A 19070-nucleotide genomic window follows, 5' to 3' on the forward strand; every position below is an offset into this window, starting at 1 on the left:
CCCGGACCTGCCGGATGTCTGCCCCCCTGATGTGTGACCTGGCGAGAAGCGGCGAAGCTGCGCCCGTCAAACGCCGGCTCCCGATGCGTCCGACACGCGCTTTCCAGCATGGGCCTGGAGGCGCGCGAGATCAGTCACCGTAACCCGCTGACGACCGCCTGCGATCATGCCCATGGCTTCCCATGCGGCAAGCAGACGACTGACCGTGTGCAGCGTGGTGCCCGTCATCTCGGCTATGTCCTGGCGCGAGATCGGAAAATTGATCTGCAATCCCGTATCCGTCGGGCGACCGCTCTGCTGCGCCAGCCGGCACAGCGCCCGGGCCACGCGCTGCTCCACCTGTTCGGTGGCCATTTCCATCAACTGGGTCTGCGTGTCCTGCAGCCGTCGGCCGACTGTGCGGCAGGTCGCGGCGGAGAAACCCGGAACCTGGGCGGTGAAACGCGCCCACAGGCTGCCGGGCCAGGCCAGCGCCACGCAGTCCACCGCCGCAACCGCGCTGGCGGGATATGTCGATTGGCCGATGGCCTGGGCGATGCCGATCAGTTGGCCGGCGCCGATATAGCGCATGATGACCTGATCGCCAGCGGGGGTGGTCTTGACCACGCGAACATAGCCATCGAGCAGCAGAAAGAAGGCCGCCGCCTCCCCGCCTTCCCCGAAAACCGCCATGTCCCGCTCAACCCTGAGCACGCGGGCGTCAGCGAGGACCGCATCCAGCATTTCCGCCGTCGCGCCCTGAAACACCTCCATGTCAGCGATCAGCGTCCGGTCAAGTCGCCGCATGGCGCCGCCAACGCCGCCACCTGCATCTGAACTGCGCATCGCCGCCTCCACGCTTCCAGGCTCCTGAGAGCAAAGACAGCAAACTCTTTGCGTTATCGCAAATCTGTCTGGTGCTCCACCACCTATAGTCCCCCCGACATCGGGTGTCATGGACGCCAGTTGGAGAGGAACACCATGATGAAACGGGTAGCATTGGCCGCGGTGATGTTGGGCGCGGCTATGGGTCTCGCGCATGCGGCGGACCACGAGATCAAAATGCTCAACAAGGGCGCCAAGGGCGTCATGGTGTTCGAGCCGGATTTCGTGCGGGCGACTGTTGGCGACACGGTCACCTTTATACCCACCGACAAGTCGCATGACGCAGGGTCCATCAAGGGAATGGAGCCGGCCGGAGCGGCGCCCTTCAAGGGCAAGATGAACGAAAAGCTGACTGTGAAGCTCGACGCCGATGGGCTCTACGGCGTCAAGTGCACGCCGCACTATGGCATGGGCATGGTGGCGCTGATTGCCGTCGGCAAACCCGTGAACCTGGATGAAGCCAAGGCCGTCAAGCACCCCGGCAAGGCCCAGAAAACCTTCGAGGCGCTTCTCGCCCAGGCCGCCGCGCCGTAAACCCGCGCGCGCGCGCCCGTAAGAAGCCGGAGGTATCAGCATGCCTGTTCCGCGCACGCGACCGGACACCCTGCCGGCCCTGCTCTCTTACGGGTTTCGACCATTCTTCCTGCTCGGCGCGCTCTACGCCGGGCTGGCGGTTCTGGTCTGGCTGCCCGTGTTACGGGGCGCGCTTGACACAGCGAGCCTGTTCGCGCCTCTCGACTGGCACAGCCATGAGATGCTGTATGGCTACCTCGCCGCCGTTCTCACCGGCTTTTTGCTGACCGCAATCCCCAACTGGACCGGGCGGCTGCCGGTGCAGGGCTACCCCCTGCTTGGCCTTGTGCTGCTCTGGATTGTGGGGCGGATCGCCGTTTTCTGCTCGGCCGCCATCGGCTGGCTGGCGACAGCGGTCATCGACAGCGCCTTCCTCCTGGCGGTTATGGCGGCGGCGCTGATCGAGATCGTCAGCGGACGCAACTGGCGCAATCTGAAAGTCATCATTCCGGTCAGTATATTTGCCCTCGCCAATATCCTGTTCCATCTGGAGGCGCATTTCGCTGGTGCCTCCGACATCGCGCGCCGGCTTGGCGTCGGCGCAGCCATTGTCCTCGTCGTGCTGATCGGCGGACGCATTATTCCGAGTTTCACGCGCAACTGGCTGGCCCGCGAGAACCCGGGCAGACTCCCGGCCCCTGTCAGCCGGTTTGACATGGCGACGATCCTGCTGACGACCCTCAGCCTTGCCTTCTGGACACTGGCTCCAGGCGCCCTGGCGACAGCCTTGCTGCTGATTGCCGCCGCTGGGTTCAACGCTCTGCGGCTGGGGCGATGGGCCGGTTACCGGGCGTTGCGCGATCCGCTCGTCATCATTCTTCACCTTGGCTACGCCTTCGTTCCCGTCGGCCTGCTGCTTGTGGGCTGCCAGATACTGCACCCTGCGCGCCTTGCGCCGGCGATTGGCGTGCATGCCCTTGGCGCCGGAGCCATTGGCGTGATGACGCTGGCGGTGATGGTGCGCGCAACCCTCGGCCATACCGGCCGCCCCCTGCGCGCCGGCCTCACCGGATGCGCGGTCTTCGGCGCAATCGTGATCGCCGCGATCTTCCGCATCGTCGCCGCGCTGAACCTCACCGGCCCCTGGCTCATGGAGCTGAGCGGCGCCGTATGGGCCGCCGCCTTTATCGGCTTCGCCCTGTTTTATGGCGCCATGCTGCTCGGTCCGCGCCTGGAGCGCAGATGAGCGCCATGGACCTTGAGACCCATGACCAGAAAGGAAACGCCACAATGAGATTGCTACTTGTGAATCATCCGGTCCGCGCTCCCTCCAGGCGCGCTGGTCTGCTGGCTCTCATCACCCTGTTGTTTGCAGCATTTGGCCTCGCCCCGGCGCTGGCCCAATCGCACGCGCACGGCGCGCCAGAAAAAGCCGGACAAGCCAAAACGGCGCCGGCCAAGGTCGCTCCGGCCAAAGCGGCGGCGGAAAAGGCCAGTCCCGCGTCACAGGCAACGCCAAACCAGACGCCCCCGACCATCAGCTATCACACGCCGACGACCTTCACCCTGAAAACAGGAATCGCCGGGGGGCGCATGGTCTACATTGGCGTTGGCGGCGCCATTGAAGGCAAGATCAATCCGACGTTGATGGCGCATCAGGGCGAACTCATCCAGATCAACCTGATCAATGGCGAAGGCGCGGAGCACGATATCGTCGTCGACCAGTTTCCGGCCCGATCAGCCGTCGTGGTTGGCAAGAACGCATCGACAACCATATCCTTCCAGGCCAACAAACTCGGCGAGTTCGCCTACTTCTGCTCAATCGCCGGTCACCGGCAGGCGGGCATGGAAGGCCTCGTCCAGGTGATGGCGGGCCCGCGAGAAACCATGGCCAGCGGCGGCGCCGACATCGTGCGCGATCCGGCTGACCTGCCAGGCCCGATCGGCCAGCGGCCGTCGAAAACAGTCAGGGTCGATCTCGAAACAGCGGAACTGGTCGGACGTCTTGATGACGGCTCCACCTATACTTACTGGACCTTCAATTCGAAGGTGCCGGGCCCGTTCCTGCGCGTGCGGGTCGGCGACATGGTTGAGGTGCACGTCAGGAATCCCGCCAACAGCGTCATGGCCCACTCCGTCGATTTCCATGCGGCGACTGGCCCGGGCGGCGGCGCCCACACCACGCAAACCGATCCAGGGGCCGAGACGGTCGTGACTTTCAGGGCGCTCAAGCCCGGCCTGTTCGTCTATCATTGCGCCACGCCCAGCGTCGCCCATCACATCACCAGCGGCATGTACGGTCTCATCCTCGTTGAGCCGGAAGGCGGCTTGCCCAGGGTTGACCGTGAATTCTACGTGATGCAGGGCGAGCTCTACACCACGGCGTCATTCGGAACCAACGGCATGCAGGAACTGGACTATGACAAGCTGATCTCGGAGAGGCCTGAGTATTTCCTGTTCAATGGCGCGGTCGGTTCGTTGACCAAAACGCATCCGCTTTACGCAAATGTCGGCGAAACGATCCGCATCTTTTTCGGCGTTGGCGGCCCAAACTTCACGTCATCGTTCCACGTCATTGGCGAGATCTTCGACAATGTCTACCCAATGGGCAGCGTTGAAGCCCCGCCGGTCAAAAGCGTGCAGACTGTCCTGGTGCCGCCGGGGGGCGCGACAATTGTCGACTTCAAGATCGATCGGGGCGGCAATTATGTGCTCGTAGATCACGCCCTGTCGCGCGCTGAACGCGGGCTGGCTGGCCACCTGATCGTCGATGGACCTGAAAACGACGCGATCATGCACGCCGGCCCGGCTGACGCGCCCGCGCGGTAGTGCCGGTCGGAGAAACGCCTTTCACCGACAGCGCCCGCCACTCTGGTCCGGCGCACCTTGTGCGCAGTTCGCGCGCTCCTCCGCACTTGTTGCTCCGGCGATCCAGTGCGGGCCTGCGCTCATGACGGCGTCCGCGATGACAATCGCGGGCGCCCGCTCCGCTATTTGTGAAAACGCAACGACGGCTTCCGGATTTTTTGCTGGTTCAATATGAGCGCCCGCGTTCAGCGGACTCGTTCTGAAACAGGACCACCGGATGACTGACCGCCTTGATCGTCGAAAAGCTGAAGCCAGTCATTGCTTGCGGGCGAACTGGCCGGCGCCGCTATTACTGCGGCGTCCTGAAAATAACTGTCGGGGCAACGTGGCGCCGCAACAGGCTGCGGTAGCGCCAATGATGAGCCGATGATGGCTGGAACATGACGCGTCGCCGGCATGGCCCGCTGGCGCATCGTCGTGGCTCCAGCGTCCGGAAACCCTCATTTTTTCGCTGGGCGATTATATCGCATGGCGGCCGGCCGGGCGCTATTATACAAACAGTATATGTGTAGATAGGGGCGGGTTACACGGGCAACGTCACAGCACGAAGGGCCACCTTTGCGGAGGTCGCCAGGGTCAGCGCCGACCAGCCACGACTGGGCGGCGACCGGAATTCTGCGTTCTGATTGATGTAAATCTGACAATCGCGCGAATACAAACGTGTAATCCAGGCTGGGGAACCGTTTCATGAAGTACGGAACAGAGATCGTATTCTCTGCAATACTCACCCTCATAGCCCTGTTGGGCGCCGCTTTCGCGGTCGACGATGCGTTCCGCTATCACATGCTGATTGCGGTCGTCCTGCTCGGCGGTTTCACCATCGCCCTGATGCGGAAAGAGGATTTCGTACCCGCGGGGCCGGTTGACGACACCAGATATATGGATGGGCCCATCCGTTATGGCGTCATCGCCACGGTGTTCTGGGGCGTCGTCGGCTTTCTCGCCGGCGTGCTCGTCGCCGCGCAGCTGGCCTTCCCCGACCTCAACCTTGAGCCCTGGCTGAATTTCGGCCGTCTGCGGCCGCTGCATACGTCCGGCGTCGTGTTCGCCTTCGGCGGCAACATCCTGATCGCCAGCTCGTTCTATGTGGTGCAACGGACCTGCCGGACGCGCCTGTTCGGCGGCAACCTCGCCTGGTTCGTTTTCTGGGGTTACCAGCTGTTCATCGTCATGGCGGCGACCGGCTATCTGCTGGGCATCACCCAGTCGCGCGAGTACGCGGAGCCGGAGTGGTACGTCGACCTGTGGCTGACGATCGTCTGGGTGGTTTACCTGTTCATCTTCATGGGGACCGTGCTGCGGCGCAAGGAACCGCACATCTACGTCGCCAACTGGTTCTACATGTCGTTCATCATCACGATTGCGATGCTGCACGTGCTGAACAATCTGGCCGTGCCGGTTTCGTTTGTCGGCTCGAAGAGCTACTCGGCCTTCTCCGGCGTGCAGGATGCGGTCACCCAGTGGTGGTACGGGCATAACGCGGTCGCGTTCTTCCTGACGATCCCGTTCCTGGCGATGATGTATTACTTCGTGCCGAAGCAGGTGAACCGGCCGATCTATTCCTATCGCCTGTCAATCGTTCACTTCTGGTCGATCATCTTCCTCTACATCTGGGCCGGCCCGCACCATCTGCACTACACGGCGGTTCCGGACTGGGCGCAAACGCTCGGCATGGTGTTCTCGATCATGCTCTGGATGCCTTCATGGGGCGGCATGATCAATGGCCTGATGACGCTTTCAGGTCGCTGGGACCTGATCCGCACCGATCCGATCGTGCGTCTGATGGTGGCGGCGATCGCCTTCTATGGCATGGCGACCTTCGAGGGGCCGATGCTGTCGATCAAGTCGGTCAACGCGCTCTCGCACTACACTGACTGGACCATTGCTCACGTTCACGCCGGCGCCCTGGGCTGGAACGGCATGATCACCTTCGCCGCCGTATACTTCCTGACGCCGAAGCTGTGGGGTCGCGAGCGGCTTTATTCGGTCCGCATGGTCAACTGGCACTTCTGGCTGGCGACGCTGGGCATCGTGCTCTACGCCTCCTCGATGTGGGTGTCGGGCATCATGCAGGGCCTGATGTGGCGCGAGTACGACTCGCAGGGCTTCCTAGTCTACTCGTTCGTGGAAACCGTCGCCGCCATGCACCCCTATTACGTGATGCGCGTTACCGGCGGGCTGTTCTATCTCACCGGCGGCTTCCTCATGGCGTGGAACGTTTATCAGACCATCCGGGGACGGGTGCGCGACGAGACCCCCATGGGGGCTCCGGCGCCAGCCGCCGGCGCCGCCGTGCAGCCGGCTGAGTGAGGAGTGAAATCCATGTCATTTTTGAAGCGTCACTCCCGACTCGAAAAGAACGCCACCCTGCTGCTGATCATGTCGCTGCTCGTGGTGACGGTCGGCGGCATCGTCGAGATCGCGCCGCTGTTCTACCTGCAGAACACGGTCGAGAAGGTGAAGGGCATGCGGCCCTACACTCCGCTGGAGCTTGCCGGCCGCGACATCTACATCCGCGAGGGCTGCTATGCCTGCCATTCGCAGATGATCCGCCCGTTCCGCGACGAGGTTGAGCGCTACGGCCACTACAGCCTCGCGGCGGAGTCGATGTACGACCACTCGTTCCAGTGGGGGTCGAAGCGCACTGGCCCCGACCTGGCGCGCGTCGGCCAGCGCTATTCCAACGAATGGCACGTCCAGCACCTGATCGAGCCGCGCGCCGTGGTGCCGGAATCGGTGATGCCGAGCTACGCCTTCCTGAAGGACAGGCCGCTCGACACGAAGGGAATTGCGGCGCACCTCATCGCCAATCGCCGGGTGGGCGTGCCGTACACGGACGAGATGATCGCCAACGCCGAAGCCGACATGAAGGCCCAGGCCGATCCTGACGCCGATGTCAGCGGGCTGGAAGCCCGCTATCCGAAGGCCCGGGCGGCGAATTTCGACGGCAACAAACAGGCGCTGACCGAAATGGACGCCATGGTTGCTTATCTCCAGATGCTCGGCACGCTGGTCGATTTCTCGACCTATGACGAAGCCGCCGGCCGCCGCTGAGGGGAAGGGACATGGAAACCTATACCGCTATGCGTCACATGGCCGACAGCTGGGGCCTGCTGGCTATGGTGCTGTTCTTCGTCGGCGCTGTGACTTTCGCATTCCGTCCTGGCAGTCGGGCTCTCTCAGACGACGCCGCCCGTATTCCATTCAAGGACGAGTGACATGAGCGAAAAGCAGATCGATGAAATTTCGGGCGTTTCGACCACCGGCCATGAATGGGACGGCATCAAGGAACTCGACAACCCGATGCCGCGCTGGTGGCTGATTGTCTATTACGCGACGGTCGTCTGGGCGGCGGCCTATGTGATCGCCTACCCGGCGTGGCCGCTCATCAGCAAGGCGACGACCGGCCTGCTTGGCTATTCCAGCCGTGGCGAGATCAGGCAGGAACTGGATGCGGCGAAGGCGGCCAAGGCCGGCTATATCGCTGAAATCAACGCCAAAACAGTTGAGCAGATTCTCGCTGATGAGAAACTGCGCACCTTCGCCGCCGCCGCCGGTGCCGCCGCATTCAAGGTGAATTGCGTGCAGTGTCATGGCTCCGGCGCGCAGGGCTCCCCCGGCTATCCGAACCTGAACGACGACGAATGGCTGTGGGGCGGCAAACCCGAGGACATTCGCAAGACCATCGCCCACGGCGTCCGCTTTGCCGAGGACAAGGACACCCGCATGTCGGAAATGCCGGCGTTCGGCGGCATGCTGGAGCCGAAGCAGATCACGCAGGTCGCGTCCTATGTTGTGTCGCTTTCTGGCAAGGCCGGAGACGCCACCGCCGCAGACCTGTCCGCCGGCAAGGAAATCTTCGCCCAGAACTGCGCCGCCTGCCACGGCGCCGATGGCAAGGGCAACCGGGAGATGGGGGCGCCCAACCTGACGGACGCCATCTGGTTCTACGGTTCGACGCCGGAAGCAATCGCCGCGCAGATCAGGGCGCCGAAACACGGCGTCATGCCCGCATGGAGCGCGCGTCTCGGCGACGTCACCGTCAAGGAACTGGCTGTCTATGTTCACTCGCTCGGAGGTGGCGAATAAAGCGGCGGCGTTGACGCCTGAAAGCGATGGCCACGCACAGGCCATCGCCAGCCGGCGTCCATATCTGGTGGAGCGAATTTGACATTTGCATCCGGCTTCACGTCATGCGGCGAGCAAATGCCAGATTCATGAGTTGCCAGTGGTTTTCCTGATTCCGACGTGCGCCCCGCCACCCTGAATCGCGGGATGCGCATGTCGGAGCCGAACCACAGGAGACTGACCGGCGTTCCTGCGAACGCTGCGGGAGGCATGGCGATGCGCGAAGCGTCGGAAGTTGAAACATTTGACGCAACAGCGGTGAACTCGGCGCGGGTGCGCCAACCGCTCTATACGGCGCGCAAGAAGATCTTCCCCAAGCGCGCAGAGGGCCGCTTCCGGCGCTTCAAGTGGATCGTCATGCTGATTACGCTTGGCGTTTACTACCTGACGCCATGGATTCGCTGGAACCGCGGGCCATACGCGCCGGATCAGGGCGTGCTCGTCGATCTCGCCAACCGGCGTTTCTATTTCTTTCCGATCGAAATCTGGCCGCAGGAATTCTATTTTGTCGCCGGTCTGCTCATCATGGCGGGCTTCGGGCTATTTCTGCTCACCTCCACGGTCGGGCGCGCCTGGTGCGGCTATACCTGCCCGCAGACTGTCTGGGTCGACCTGTTCCTGGTGGTCGAGCGCGCCATTGAAGGCGAGCGCAACGCCCGCATCAAGCTCGACGCCGCGCCATGGTCGGCCAGCAAACTGTTCAAGCGCGTCACCAAGCACGCCATCTGGCTGCTGATCGCGGTGCTGACAGGCGGCGCATGGATTTTCTATTTCGCCGACGCGCCAACCCTGGCGCGCGAACTGGCCACCGGCCAGGCCGAGCCAGTCGCCTACATGACCATCGCGATCCTCACCGGCACGACCTATGTGTTCGGCGGACTGATGCGCGAGCAGGTGTGCACCTACATGTGCCCATGGCCGCGCATCCAGGCGGCGATGCTCGACGAAAATTCGCTGACCGTCACCTATAACGACTGGCGCGGCGAGCCGCGCTCGCGCCACTCCAAGAAGGCGGCGGCAGCGGGACAGGTGGTGGGCGATTGCGTTGACTGCAACGCCTGCGTCGCCGTCTGCCCGATGGGCATCGACATCCGCGACGGGCAACAGCTCGAATGCATTACCTGCGCTCTCTGCATCGACGCCTGTGACAGCGTTATGGACAAGATCGGCAAGGAACGCGGCCTGATCTCCTATGCAACCCTGGCGGAATATGAATCCAACAGGCTGCTGGCGACAGCCGGCGGCGCCTCCGCCATCGATCCGCGACGCGTGCGCGACGCCAACGGCAAGCTGTCCGACAAGGTCGCGACCTTCCATCTGAAGAAGCTGCTGCGACCGCGCAACCTGATTTATTTCGCCGCCTGGTCGGCCGTGGGTCTTGGCCTCATCTATGCCCTGCTCACCCGCGAGCGGCTGCAGGTGAACGTGCTGGCCGACCGCAATCCGCAGTTTGTCGTCCTATCCGACGGTTCGATCCGCAACGGCTACACCGTCAAGCTGCTCAACATGATCCCCGAGCCGCGCACCTTCACGGTGACGCTTGAAAACCTGCCGGGCGCGGATATGAACGTCGTTGGCATGGACCACCCGGCCGGACGCGCCTTCTCTGTCGAGGTCGAACCCGACAAGCTGAGAACGCTCAAGGTTTTCGTACGTCAGCCGCATGACAGCATCGCCGGCCCGAAACAGTCCTTCCGGTTCGTTGTCCAGGACACGGCGAGCCAGGAGAGCGCCCGGTATGAAGCGACCTTCGATGCACCAGTGGAGCCCATCAGATGAGCCCGGCGCGTAACCGCGAACTCACAGGCCGGCATGTCCTGGTGATCATGCTGGCGTTCTTCGGCGTCATCATTGCGGTGAACCTGACCAACGCATTTCTCGCCAGCCGGAGCTGGACAGGATCCGTGGCGGAAAACACCCATGTGGCGAGCCAGCAATTCAATGCGAAGGCCGCGGAGGCGCGCGCCCAGGCGGCGCTCGGCTGGAAATCCCGCATGTCCATTGCTGACGGAAAAATCAGCTACTGGCTGACCGACGCGGCGGGCAAGCCCATCCGCGCAAAAACCGCAACGGCGAACGTGCGGCGCCCAACCTACGCCTCTGAAGACCAGAGCGTCGCGCTGACACTGCAACCGGACGGCGCGCTCGCGGCTCCGGTCCATCTGCGGGACGGGCTCTGGAGCATCGAAATCCTTGCTGACGTGGGTCTGGAGGCTCCCTATCGCGATACGCGCCGCCTGACGCTAAGCAATGGCGCAATCCAATGAGTTGCTGTGCTCCCGGCGCTGATATCAATGCTGCATCCGGCGCACCGTCTCCGGACGAACTGCTTCACGCCGCCCGCAGCCTCGGCGACGGCGTCGCCCAGATTGAACTGTCCGTCCCGGCGATCCATTGCGGCGCCTGCATCCAGAAACTGGAGCAGGCGCTGTCGCGTCTCGACGGCGTCATCAGCGCCCGCGTCAATCTTTCCACCCGGCGCATCTCAATCCGTTTCAGGCAAAGCGCGCCGCCGCCGATCGTGGAAACCCTGACCGGGCTTGGCTATCCGCCACACCTGTTCGACGAGGCGGAGGGCAAGGACAGGACGTTGGCCGAACTGCTGCGCAGCGTCGCCGTATCCGGCTTCGCCTCGGGCAACATCATGCTGCTTTCGGTGTCGGTCTGGTCTGGCGCTGACGGCGCCACGCGCGACCTGTTCCACTGGATCTCGGCGCTGATCGCTTTTCCGACCCTGCTCTACGCCGGTCGCACCTTCTATCGTTCGGCGTGGCAGGCGCTGCGGGCCGGGCGCATGAACATGGACGTGCCCATCGTCATCGGCGTGGCTCTGGCCTACGCCATGAGCATTTACGACACGCTCCACCATGGCCAGCACGCCTATTTTGATGCTGGCGTGACGCTGCTGTTTTTCCTGCTCATCGGGCGGACATTCGACCACCTGATGCGCGACCGGGCGCGCTCCGCCGTGCTCGGTCTGGCGCGCCTCGCCCCGCGCGGCGCGATCGTCCTCGCGCCAGACGGGAGCCGCGACTACAGGCCAGTCAACGAGATTGAAACAGGCGACCGGCTGCTCATCGCCGCGGGCGAGCGCATTCCGGTGGATGCGCGGGTCATTGGCGGCGCCTCCGATCTTGATTGCTCCCTGGTCAGTGGCGAAAGCCGGCCCCAGCCGGTCGGCCCGGCCTCCACGGTGCGGGCGGGCACGCTCAATCTCACCGGCCCGCTGACGCTGGAAGCCTCAGCGCGCGCCACGGATTCATTCTTGGCCGAAATGGTGCGCATGATGGAAGCGGCCGAAGGCGGACGCACGCGCTACCGGCGGATCGCCGACCGGGTGTCGGCGTTCTATGCGCCTGTCGTCCACCTGACGGCGCTTGTCGCCTTCATCGTCTGGCTGGTCATGGGCGGCGACTGGCACCAGGCGCTTACGATCGCCATCGCCGTGCTCATCATCACCTGCCCCTGCGCGCTCGGCCTTGCCGTGCCCATCGTCCAGGTTGTCGCCGCCCGCCGCCTGATTGAGCGCGGCGTCATGGTGCGCGACGGCTCGGCCATGGAGCGCCTGACCGAAATTGATGCGGTGGCGTTCGACAAGACCGGCACGCTGACCATGGGGCAGCCGCGGCTGGTCAACGCCCCGGACATCGCCCCGGACATGCTCCTGATTGCGGCGGCGCTCGGCGGCCAGTCGCGCCATCCGCTTTCACAGGCCATCGCCAGACATGCCGCCGCTGGCGACGCCGGCAGCGATGCGCCGCCGGTCAGCTTCGACGCTGTAACGGAAGTTCCCGGCTTTGGCATTGAAGGCTGGCGCGACGGCTCCCTCTGGCGGCTGGGCCGGCCTGGCTGGGCGCTTGGTCAGGAAACAGTTGACCAGGAAACGGTTGGCCAGGCGACTTTTGGCCAGGCAACTTTTGGTCAAGCCACTTTTGACAACGACAAAGACGCGGCCGGCGCAGCGTGGTTTGCCTCGGGATCCGGCGCGATGCTGGCGCGGGATGGCCGCGAATGCGCCCGGTTCGCCTTCGAGGACACGGTGCGACCTGGGGCGGCGGCGGCGATCCAGGCGCTGCAGCGGACCGGAAAGTCTGTCGAAATCCTGTCGGGCGACACTGAAGCCGCCTGTCGTGACATCGCAGGCCGTCTGGACGTCCAGCAATACGCCGCCGGGTTGCTGCCATCCGGAAAAGTGGCGCGCATCAATGCGATGACCCAGGCCGGGCGCAAGATGCTGATGGTGGGCGACGGCCTGAATGACGCGCCGGCGCTCAGCGCCGCTTATGCGTCGATGGCCCCCGCCACGGCCGCGGATGTCGGCCGCAATATCGCCGATCTGGTCTTCCTGCGCGACAGCCTGGAGGCCGTGCCATTCGTAATTGACGTTTCGGAGCAGGCCGGCAAGTTGATCCGGCAGAATATTGCGCTCGCCCTCGTCTATAATATCATTGCGGTGCCCATTGCCTTTCTGGGCCTTGTCACGCCGCTGATCGCCGCAGTCGCCATGTCCGGCTCGTCGATCCTGGTCATCGCCAATGCGTTGCGGCTGCTTCGCTCAGGCGAGAGGTCTCCCACCGCGAAGCCTGACCGGGTTCCGGTTGTTGGCCACTATCCGGGTCGCTATTCGGAAGGAGGCGCCACATGAGCGTCCTCGTCTATCTCATCCCCGCCGCCCTGCTCCTCGGCGGCGCCAGCCTCGCCGCATTCATGTGGGCGATGAAAAGCGGCCAGTATGAGGATCTGGACGGCGCTGGCGAGCGCATCCTGTTCGACGACGCTGGCCCGCTCGCCCCGAAGCACGGTGAAACCGCCAGGTAACGCCGCCTCCGGGAGAGCGCTGACCGTCTCCCCTTGGGTCGCGCCAGGCCCCGGCCTGACGCGGCGTATTTCAGCAAAGCGACGCCAACGGCGACGGGATCGTCACCTATGGGGCGCACGCAGCGAGCGTGACGGCCGCCCTCAACCAGATGGACAGGAACGGCGCTGGAAATTAGTCCCGCACCGTCAGCGCGAGCGGGCCGCCCGCTTCAAGGCGCACCCGCCCGCGGCCGATTCTCACCACCCGTATGGGCGCCTGCTTCTCATCAAGGCGCCGGCGCAGCAGCAGCAGCCGGGTTTCGAGGTTATCCTTTATTTCCGGCATCCTGGCGCCCGCCGCGAGGCGCATTTCGCGGTTGGTGAACTCGCTCCGCCCTTCGCCGAGACGCCATTCGATCATCAGACGCAGCAACGCGCCCGCGACCCCCTTCACGATATAGACGCCATCCACGAACACGCTGTCATCGAACCGGTGACAGACAATGCGGATGTCCGTTTCCGTGGCGGCTGGCTCGGGCGTCGCCGTCGCGTGCCCGGCCTCGGCGGCGGCGGCCTCGCCTTCGCTTGCCCGCAAGGCGTTGGCGGCCTGCCCCGCCAGTATGTCGAGAGCCGCCGCGTCTTCTTCGGAAAAGGCCAGCCGCTCCGTGCTCTCGATGAAGAGCACGCCAGCCACGACGCCGCGGGTGACCATCGGAACCGCGATCTGGCTCATGGCCATTGGCAACTGCGGGAAAACAACGGTGCGCGTGGTGTTTTCCGTTGCTCCCGCCTCAAGTCCGATGGCTTCGCCGAAGCGGCGCACCCGGCTCATATCGCTGACCTTGATCGTCTGCCCGCTGGCCGCCGCCGCGCCTATCATCCCCCCGGCGCTGACGATTTCGGAACCCAGTCCGGAGTTCTCATAACCAATGCTGCCGGTCGTGATCAGGCTCTGACGATGACTGTCATGAATGAGGACGAGCGCATTGGCGTATCCGAGCACCTGCTGAACGCCGCAGAGCAGGCTGTCGATGATGGCGCCCGCCTCGGCCTGTCGCCCGATGGCCCGGATCGCGTCGGCGAGAGCCGGAAGGTCAACAGGCGCCCGACGCGGCGCCGGGGCTGTGGCGGCCACAGGAGACGGGACCTTTTCGATCCCGCGCACCCGGAAGACATCCGCGCTTCTGAGCCGCATGACGTCCGACATGCCGACCTGCGCGCTGCTTGCCGCAAGTTGCCCGGCAATCCGGTCGAATAGCGGGCCGGCGTCAATGGAACGCACGAAGCTGATGTCGAGCAGGAACTGGTCGCCCGTGAGCCCGTCGACGAGCATCAGGGTGACTTTGGGATTGGCGCGCACGTTCGCCGCGGTCTTCGCAAAAAACTGGTTCGAAAGCGCCACATGCTCGCCGTCGACCCGCACCACGTGGGAAAGATAGGAGATGTTGGGCGCGCCGTCCGCCGAGGCCGTGGCGATGATGGAAGGGATAACCCCTTCAAAGCAGGCGGAGAGGTCGGAAAGACGCAGGCTCATCGAACCTCAGCGCCCGTCATCATGCCGGCGTGGGGACCAGGCGTCTGGATATAGATTTCCTGAATGGAAAGCCGGGCGAGCCGCGCGCCTTGCGCCGTCAGCCACGGAGCGATGACATGCGGGGCCACGCCGAGGCGTTGTAGTTCATCGGTTGCGGCGGTTATGAACCTGGCGGCGTGGTCAGCGTTTGGGACTTCCGTCTCGCTCAGATCAGCGCGCCCCTTGAGCTGGAAGCTGACATAATCGGCCGGGCTGACGAACGTGACGGCGAGCCGCCCGGTCTGACGGATATCGGAGACGAGGCGCGGCCACTGCCAGCCCGAAAAGATCAGATCAATCGTCGTGCGATCTTCCAGCACGTTAAAGCCGACGCCGCGCCCGGCAGAGGGGCGCCCGGTTTGATCGACCCCGGCAATAATGCACATCAATGGTCGCCGCAGAAATTCCAGAAGCCTGTCGTCGAGCCGCATCGTCATTGTCATCGCCAGTTCTCAGGCTTGCCCGACAAACTTTTAGGATATCCAGCGCGTCTTGCACATTCATTTAGGAATGGCCGCCCGCCAGATGCGCTATAACGATCCTGCCCCCCTGGACCGGAATGCGCCCCACGCCCCGGTCTGGCGGATACGGTCGAGCACAGCGCGTCCGCCATAGCGCGCCGGCTGTCGCGACGCGGCCTGATCTGGCTGCGGGCCGTCCGGAACCAACAACGTCCCTGAACTGGATAACGGTCTGCCGCAAGGAGACCGAAGGGTGACCCTTATGCTCGCGACGGAAACGCCCATGTCCCTGACGGCCTCTCAACTCGCCGCCTATCTTGCACGGATCGGCCTTGAGGCCCCCGCCTCCCCTGACCTTCCCAGCCTGACGGCCTTGCACCAGGCCCACCTGATGGCCTTCACCTGGGAGGCGCTCGACGCCTTCATGGGGTGGCCGTCCACCATCACCCCGGCGGACGCCTTCGCCAAAATGGTTGAAGGGAAGCGCGGCGGCTGGTGCTACGAGATGAATGGTCTGTTTGGCGCGGCGTTGACGGCGCTCGGTTTCCAGGTCACCCGCCTCTGTGGCGGCGTTGACCGGGAGAAGCTTGGCGATCTCGCCATCGGCAACCACCTGACGTTGCGCGTTGATCTGGACCGCCCCTACCTTGCGGAAGTCGGCGTTGGGGACGCCATTGTCAGGCCAACGCCGCTGACCATCGGGCCGTTCAGCCAGCGCAACTTTGATTTTTCAATCACGCCCGCCGGGGACGGCTGGCTACGCTTCAGGAACCACGCGCGGGGCGCTGCCCCAAGCTTTGATTTCCGGCCTGATTATAGCGACGAGGCCGCAATGGCGGCGACGCATGGCTGGTTGACGCAGGACCCGGGCTCGCCGTTCACCGGCGCCCTGGTGATGTTCAGGCACACGGGCGATGGCTATATCGCCCTGCAGAACGACGCCCTGCGCCATGTCGCCGCGAGCAGCATTCGCGAGCAGCGCATCGGCGGCGCCGACCATCTCGCTGAAACACTGTCGACAGTTTTCCAGCTGGAAGTTCCCGAGCCAGGACGGATCTGGGACAGGTTGCAGGACGTGACCCGGGACAGGGCCGCCTGAGCAGGCGTCGCGCTTGTGGGCGCCAACCGCGCCCACCCATAACGACCGCGGCCGCTGGCTGGCGGCGTTATGCACCGGCGCCAATCAAAGCAGAAAATGCATTGCGGCGGGCTGTCCTGACCAGCGGATATTTTCATATCGCCAGCATTGGCGCCGCCGCAATACAGCTTTGATCTGACCTGACGACCATTCAGGTGGCGTGTAACATCCGCCACGGGGCGTCGTCAGGTCAGCATGGTTCGGCACCCTTTCGCAACGTTACAAGGCGTCGACCCAGGGAAAAATTACCGGCAAACCCGGACATGCCGGAAGACCGGCCGACCGAAGCGGTCGCGCACCGGGTGGCCAAACCGGTTGCGAACAACCACACGCCGTGTGGTGCAATGGCGCCGCACGTGATGGTGGCGCGGATGCCTCACATGCGGATGCGCATGGTGCGGCGGGCGCGGCCTGGCGTGGGGCGGACGATGTTGAGGCGGGCGATGTTGGGCCAGCTCGATATCCGAAGCCGCTGCGAGGGGAGCTGGAGTCAGGGGCGCCGCGCTTGCGCCCAGCGCGATGCACGATCCGCACAGAATGCCCGCGGCAAAGAGGGTCAGGCGTTTCATCATCATTCTCCACTCCTTCTGATTTGGGAATCTGAGTGTAGCACCCTGCGGCGCGGACGACCGAACGCGCAGCCCGGCGATGTCGGCCGGGCCCAGGGTAGAACATTGGAGAACCTCATGCTGGCGCCCGGACGCCGCCAGGCTTCACCGGAAACGCAACAGGCCGGCAGGAGCGGGTTCCAGCATGGCCGCAACCATGGCGCATCAGGGAACGTTACCGCAAAGATATGACAATATTCCGTTCGACCTGACGACCTGCTCCGCCTGAGGCCGCTCCGTCATCCATGCTCGGCGATCACAGCCAGGAAAGCGGCGCCGTAGCGCTCCAGCTTCGCTTCGCCGACGCCCGGCGCCTTCGCCATCTCGGCGGGCGATGTCGGCCGCGCCGACACCAGCTCGATCAGGGTCCTGTCGTGGAAAATCACGTAAGGCGGCGTGCTTTGCGCGCGCGCGATTTCGGCGCGTTTGCGCCGTAGCGCCTGGAACAGTTCCTGATCCACATCGGCGACGGCGGACCTGGCCGCGCCAGACGCCGCCTTGGGACGTCTGGCCCGGGGCGGCGCTGGCGCGCGCAGCATCAGGGCCGGCCGTTCACGCAGGAAATCGCGGCCGGCGGGCGCGATCGACAGACCGCCATGGCCCGAAAGGTCGACGTCAACCAGTCGTAGCGCGATCAACTGGCGCAGGATGGCCCGCCAGGTGCGGTTATCGTGCTCGGCGCCGATGCCGAAGGTGGAGATGCGGTCGTGACCGAGCCTGGCGATGCGTTCATTGTCGACGCCGAGGAGCACGTCGACAATGTAGGCCTGCCCAAAGCGCTCGCCAGTGCGATAGATGCACGACAGCGCCTTTTGCGCCGCGATAGCCCCGTCAAACAGCTCAGGCGGCTCGGCGCAGGTGTCGCAATTGCCGCATGGCGCGCCATGGTCGCCGAAATACGACAGCAGCACCTGTCGGCGACAGCCGGCCGTTTCGGCCAGTCCCAGCAGCGCATCAAGTTTCTGGCGCTCCATGCGCTTGCGCGGCTCGGGCGCCTCGGAATCCTCGATGAAGCGGCTGCGAAGCGCAATGTCCTCGTAGCCATAGAGCATCAGGGCGTCGGACGGCAGGCCATCGCGGCCGGCGCGGCCAGTTTCCTGGTAGTAGGCCTCGATGCTGCCCGGCAGATCGATATGGGCGACGAAGCGGACGTCCGGCTTGTCGATGCCCATGCCGAAGGCCACGGTCGCCACCATAATGACGGCGTCGCCATACTGGAAGCGCAACTGGTTCGCCTCGCGCGCCGTCTTGTCCATGCCCGCGTGATAGGCGAGCGCATCGTAACCGAGGCTCTGCAGCCAGGCGGCGGTTTCCTCGGTTTTACGCTTTGACAGGCAGTAGACGATGCCGCTTTCACCCTCGTGACGCTTGAGAAACGCCTTGAGCTGCGCGCGCGGATTGTCCTTTTCCTCAATGGCGTAGCGAATGTTGGGCCGGTCGAACCCGGCAATGAAGGCGTCGGTTTCGGCGATGGCGAGATGCGACAGAATTTCCGCGCGCGTCGGCGCGTCCGCCGTCGCCGTCAGCGCCATGCGCGGCGTATCGGCGAAACGCTGCGCGACCGCGTCAAGCTGACGGTACGACGGCCGGAAATCATGCCCCCACTGCGACAGGCAATGCGCCTCGTCGATGGCGATAACGGACAGCTTCACGCTATCCAGCAGTTCCAGCACGTCAGGCCGCAGCAACGTTTCCGGCGCCACGTAAAGGAGATCGAGCCCGCCCGCGCGAATGTCGCGCCACAGCAGGCGCCGCTCCTCCCACGGCAGATCCGAGTTCAGCGCCGCCGCCCGCACCCCCGCCTGCCGCAGCGCCGTCACCTGATCAGCCATGAGCGCCAGCAACGGCGAAACCACCAGCCCCATGCCAGGCCGGACAAGCGCGGGGATCTGGTAGCAAAGCGATTTGCCGCCGCCCGTTGGCATCAGCACGAAGGCGTTATGACCCTCAATGACGTGGGCGACGATGTCCGCCTGCGGTCCCCTGAAGGCATCGTAGCCATACACGGTCTTGAGAATGTCGAGGGCGGCGGTCATCGGCTGCAACTTGGGGAATCACGAGAGTCCCTTCATAGCAGCTTCGCCGCGATGCATGCGGTTTTTGCCCGTTCGCCAGCGGCG

At 64.3% G+C, this 19070-nt stretch carries 16 protein-coding genes; 12 read left to right on the forward strand and 4 right to left on the reverse strand.

Annotated features, from left to right (window positions below; translation table 11 throughout):
* Nucleotides 1–66: 66 nt before the first annotated feature.
* Nucleotides 67–825 carry a Crp/Fnr family transcriptional regulator gene (locus IE243_RS13595; protein WP_244643155.1) on the reverse strand — a complete coding sequence of 253 codons (759 nt, stop codon included), beginning with the start codon at nt 823–825 and terminating at the stop codon, nt 67–69.
* Nucleotides 826–960: 135 nt separating this feature from the next.
* Here IE243_RS13595 and IE243_RS13600 point away from each other — a divergent pair, with 135 nt between their 5' ends.
* The 11 genes from IE243_RS13600 to ccoS all read left to right on the forward strand — a co-directional run bounded on the left by IE243_RS13600 (nt 961) and on the right by ccoS (nt 13191).
* Nucleotides 961–1398 carry a pseudoazurin gene (locus IE243_RS13600; RefSeq protein ID WP_191319944.1) on the forward strand — a complete coding sequence of 146 codons (438 nt, stop codon included), beginning with the start codon at nt 961–963 and terminating at the stop codon, nt 1396–1398.
* Nucleotides 1399–1438: 40 nt separating this feature from the next.
* Complete coding sequence (locus tag IE243_RS13605) at nt 1439–2623, forward strand: NnrS family protein (protein WP_191319945.1); 1185 nt, start codon at nt 1439–1441, stop codon at nt 2621–2623.
* Between the two features lie 44 nt (nt 2624–2667).
* Complete coding sequence (nirK, locus tag IE243_RS13610; RefSeq protein ID WP_244643157.1) at nt 2668–4206, forward strand: copper-containing nitrite reductase; 1539 nt, start codon at nt 2668–2670, stop codon at nt 4204–4206.
* Between the two features lie 726 nt (nt 4207–4932).
* A complete protein-coding gene (gene ccoN / locus IE243_RS13615) occupies nt 4933–6555 on the forward strand; it encodes a cytochrome-c oxidase, cbb3-type subunit I (RefSeq protein ID WP_191319946.1) in 1623 nt (540 codons plus the stop codon).
* A 12-nt stretch (nt 6556–6567) separates the two neighbouring features.
* A complete protein-coding gene (ccoO, locus tag IE243_RS13620; protein WP_191319947.1) occupies nt 6568–7299 on the forward strand; it encodes a cytochrome-c oxidase, cbb3-type subunit II in 732 nt (243 codons plus the stop codon).
* A gap of 11 nt (nt 7300–7310) precedes the next feature.
* On the forward strand, nt 7311–7463 hold the full coding sequence (locus IE243_RS13625; protein ID WP_191319948.1) for a cbb3-type cytochrome c oxidase subunit 3: 153 nt from the start codon (nt 7311–7313) through the stop codon (nt 7461–7463).
* Between the two features lies 1 nt (nt 7464).
* Nucleotides 7465–8334: a cytochrome-c oxidase, cbb3-type subunit III gene (gene ccoP / locus IE243_RS13630; protein WP_191319949.1), complete on the forward strand. Its 870-nt coding sequence runs from the start codon at nt 7465–7467 to the stop codon at nt 8332–8334.
* Nucleotides 8335–8589: 255 nt separating this feature from the next.
* Nucleotides 8590–10152, forward strand: a complete 1563-nt coding sequence (gene ccoG, locus IE243_RS13635) for a cytochrome c oxidase accessory protein CcoG (protein WP_191319950.1) — start codon at nt 8590–8592, stop codon at nt 10150–10152.
* Entirely contained in the window at nt 10149–10640 is a 492-nt protein-coding gene (locus IE243_RS13640) for a FixH family protein (RefSeq protein ID WP_191319951.1), read from the forward strand. Before ccoG ends, IE243_RS13640 begins: the two co-directional genes overlap by 4 nt.
* On the forward strand, nt 10637–13018 hold the full coding sequence (locus IE243_RS13645; protein WP_191319952.1) for a cation-translocating P-type ATPase: 2382 nt from the start codon (nt 10637–10639) through the stop codon (nt 13016–13018). Before IE243_RS13640 ends, IE243_RS13645 begins: the two co-directional genes overlap by 4 nt.
* Nucleotides 13015–13191 (forward strand): cbb3-type cytochrome oxidase assembly protein CcoS, encoded by a 177-nt coding sequence (ccoS, locus tag IE243_RS13650; RefSeq protein WP_191319953.1) that lies wholly within the window; start codon nt 13015–13017, stop codon nt 13189–13191. Before IE243_RS13645 ends, ccoS begins: the two co-directional genes overlap by 4 nt.
* A gap of 172 nt (nt 13192–13363) precedes the next feature.
* Here the strand turns inward: ccoS and IE243_RS13655 are convergent, their stop codons facing one another.
* A complete protein-coding gene (locus IE243_RS13655) occupies nt 13364–14704 on the reverse strand; it encodes a pyridoxamine 5'-phosphate oxidase family protein (RefSeq protein WP_191319954.1) in 1341 nt (446 codons plus the stop codon).
* Nucleotides 14701–15186 carry a pyridoxamine 5'-phosphate oxidase family protein gene (locus IE243_RS13660; RefSeq protein ID WP_244643159.1) on the reverse strand — a complete coding sequence of 162 codons (486 nt, stop codon included), beginning with the start codon at nt 15184–15186 and terminating at the stop codon, nt 14701–14703. The genes IE243_RS13655 and IE243_RS13660 overlap by 4 nt, the downstream gene beginning before the upstream one ends.
* A 280-nt stretch (nt 15187–15466) precedes the next feature.
* Between IE243_RS13660 and IE243_RS13665 the strand changes: the two genes are divergently transcribed.
* Nucleotides 15467–16303 (forward strand): arylamine N-acetyltransferase family protein, encoded by an 837-nt coding sequence (locus tag IE243_RS13665; protein ID WP_191320026.1) that lies wholly within the window; start codon nt 15467–15469, stop codon nt 16301–16303.
* A gap of 886 nt (nt 16304–17189) precedes the next feature.
* Here the strand turns inward: IE243_RS13665 and recQ are convergent.
* Nucleotides 17190–18986: a DNA helicase RecQ gene (gene recQ / locus IE243_RS13670; RefSeq protein WP_191320027.1), complete on the reverse strand. Its 1797-nt coding sequence runs from the start codon at nt 18984–18986 to the stop codon at nt 17190–17192.
* Between the last annotated feature and the right edge of the window lie 84 nt (nt 18987–19070).

It is taken from the genome of Camelimonas fluminis (assembly GCF_014656355.1).
Lineage (GTDB): Bacteria > Pseudomonadota > Alphaproteobacteria > Rhizobiales > Beijerinckiaceae > Camelimonas > Camelimonas fluminis.

Coding starts and splice junctions, on each gene's coding strand:
- recQ (WP_191320027.1), bottom strand. CDS start 18,986: ATGACCGCCGCCCTCGACATTCTCAAGACCGTGTATGGCTACGATGCC.
- IE243_RS13625 (WP_191319948.1), top strand. CDS start 7,311: ATGGAAACCTATACCGCTATGCGTCACATGGCCGACAGCTGGGGCCTG.
- IE243_RS13595 (WP_244643155.1), bottom strand. CDS start 825: ATGCGCAGTTCAGATGCAGGTGGCGGCGTTGGCGGCGCCATGCGGCGA.
- ccoO (WP_191319947.1), top strand. CDS start 6,568: ATGTCATTTTTGAAGCGTCACTCCCGACTCGAAAAGAACGCCACCCTG.
- IE243_RS13660 (WP_244643159.1), bottom strand. CDS start 15,186: ATGACAATGACGATGCGGCTCGACGACAGGCTTCTGGAATTTCTGCGG.
- ccoG (WP_191319950.1), top strand. CDS start 8,590: ATGCGCGAAGCGTCGGAAGTTGAAACATTTGACGCAACAGCGGTGAAC.
- IE243_RS13665 (WP_191320026.1), top strand. CDS start 15,467: ATGCTCGCGACGGAAACGCCCATGTCCCTGACGGCCTCTCAACTCGCC.
- IE243_RS13640 (WP_191319951.1), top strand. CDS start 10,149: ATGAGCCCGGCGCGTAACCGCGAACTCACAGGCCGGCATGTCCTGGTG.
- IE243_RS13655 (WP_191319954.1), bottom strand. CDS start 14,704: ATGAGCCTGCGTCTTTCCGACCTCTCCGCCTGCTTTGAAGGGGTTATC.
- IE243_RS13645 (WP_191319952.1), top strand. CDS start 10,637: ATGAGTTGCTGTGCTCCCGGCGCTGATATCAATGCTGCATCCGGCGCA.
- IE243_RS13605 (WP_191319945.1), top strand. CDS start 1,439: ATGCCTGTTCCGCGCACGCGACCGGACACCCTGCCGGCCCTGCTCTCT.
- nirK (WP_244643157.1), top strand. CDS start 2,668: ATGAGATTGCTACTTGTGAATCATCCGGTCCGCGCTCCCTCCAGGCGC.
- ccoP (WP_191319949.1), top strand. CDS start 7,465: ATGAGCGAAAAGCAGATCGATGAAATTTCGGGCGTTTCGACCACCGGC.
- ccoS (WP_191319953.1), top strand. CDS start 13,015: ATGAGCGTCCTCGTCTATCTCATCCCCGCCGCCCTGCTCCTCGGCGGC.
- IE243_RS13600 (WP_191319944.1), top strand. CDS start 961: ATGATGAAACGGGTAGCATTGGCCGCGGTGATGTTGGGCGCGGCTATG.
- ccoN (WP_191319946.1), top strand. CDS start 4,933: ATGAAGTACGGAACAGAGATCGTATTCTCTGCAATACTCACCCTCATA.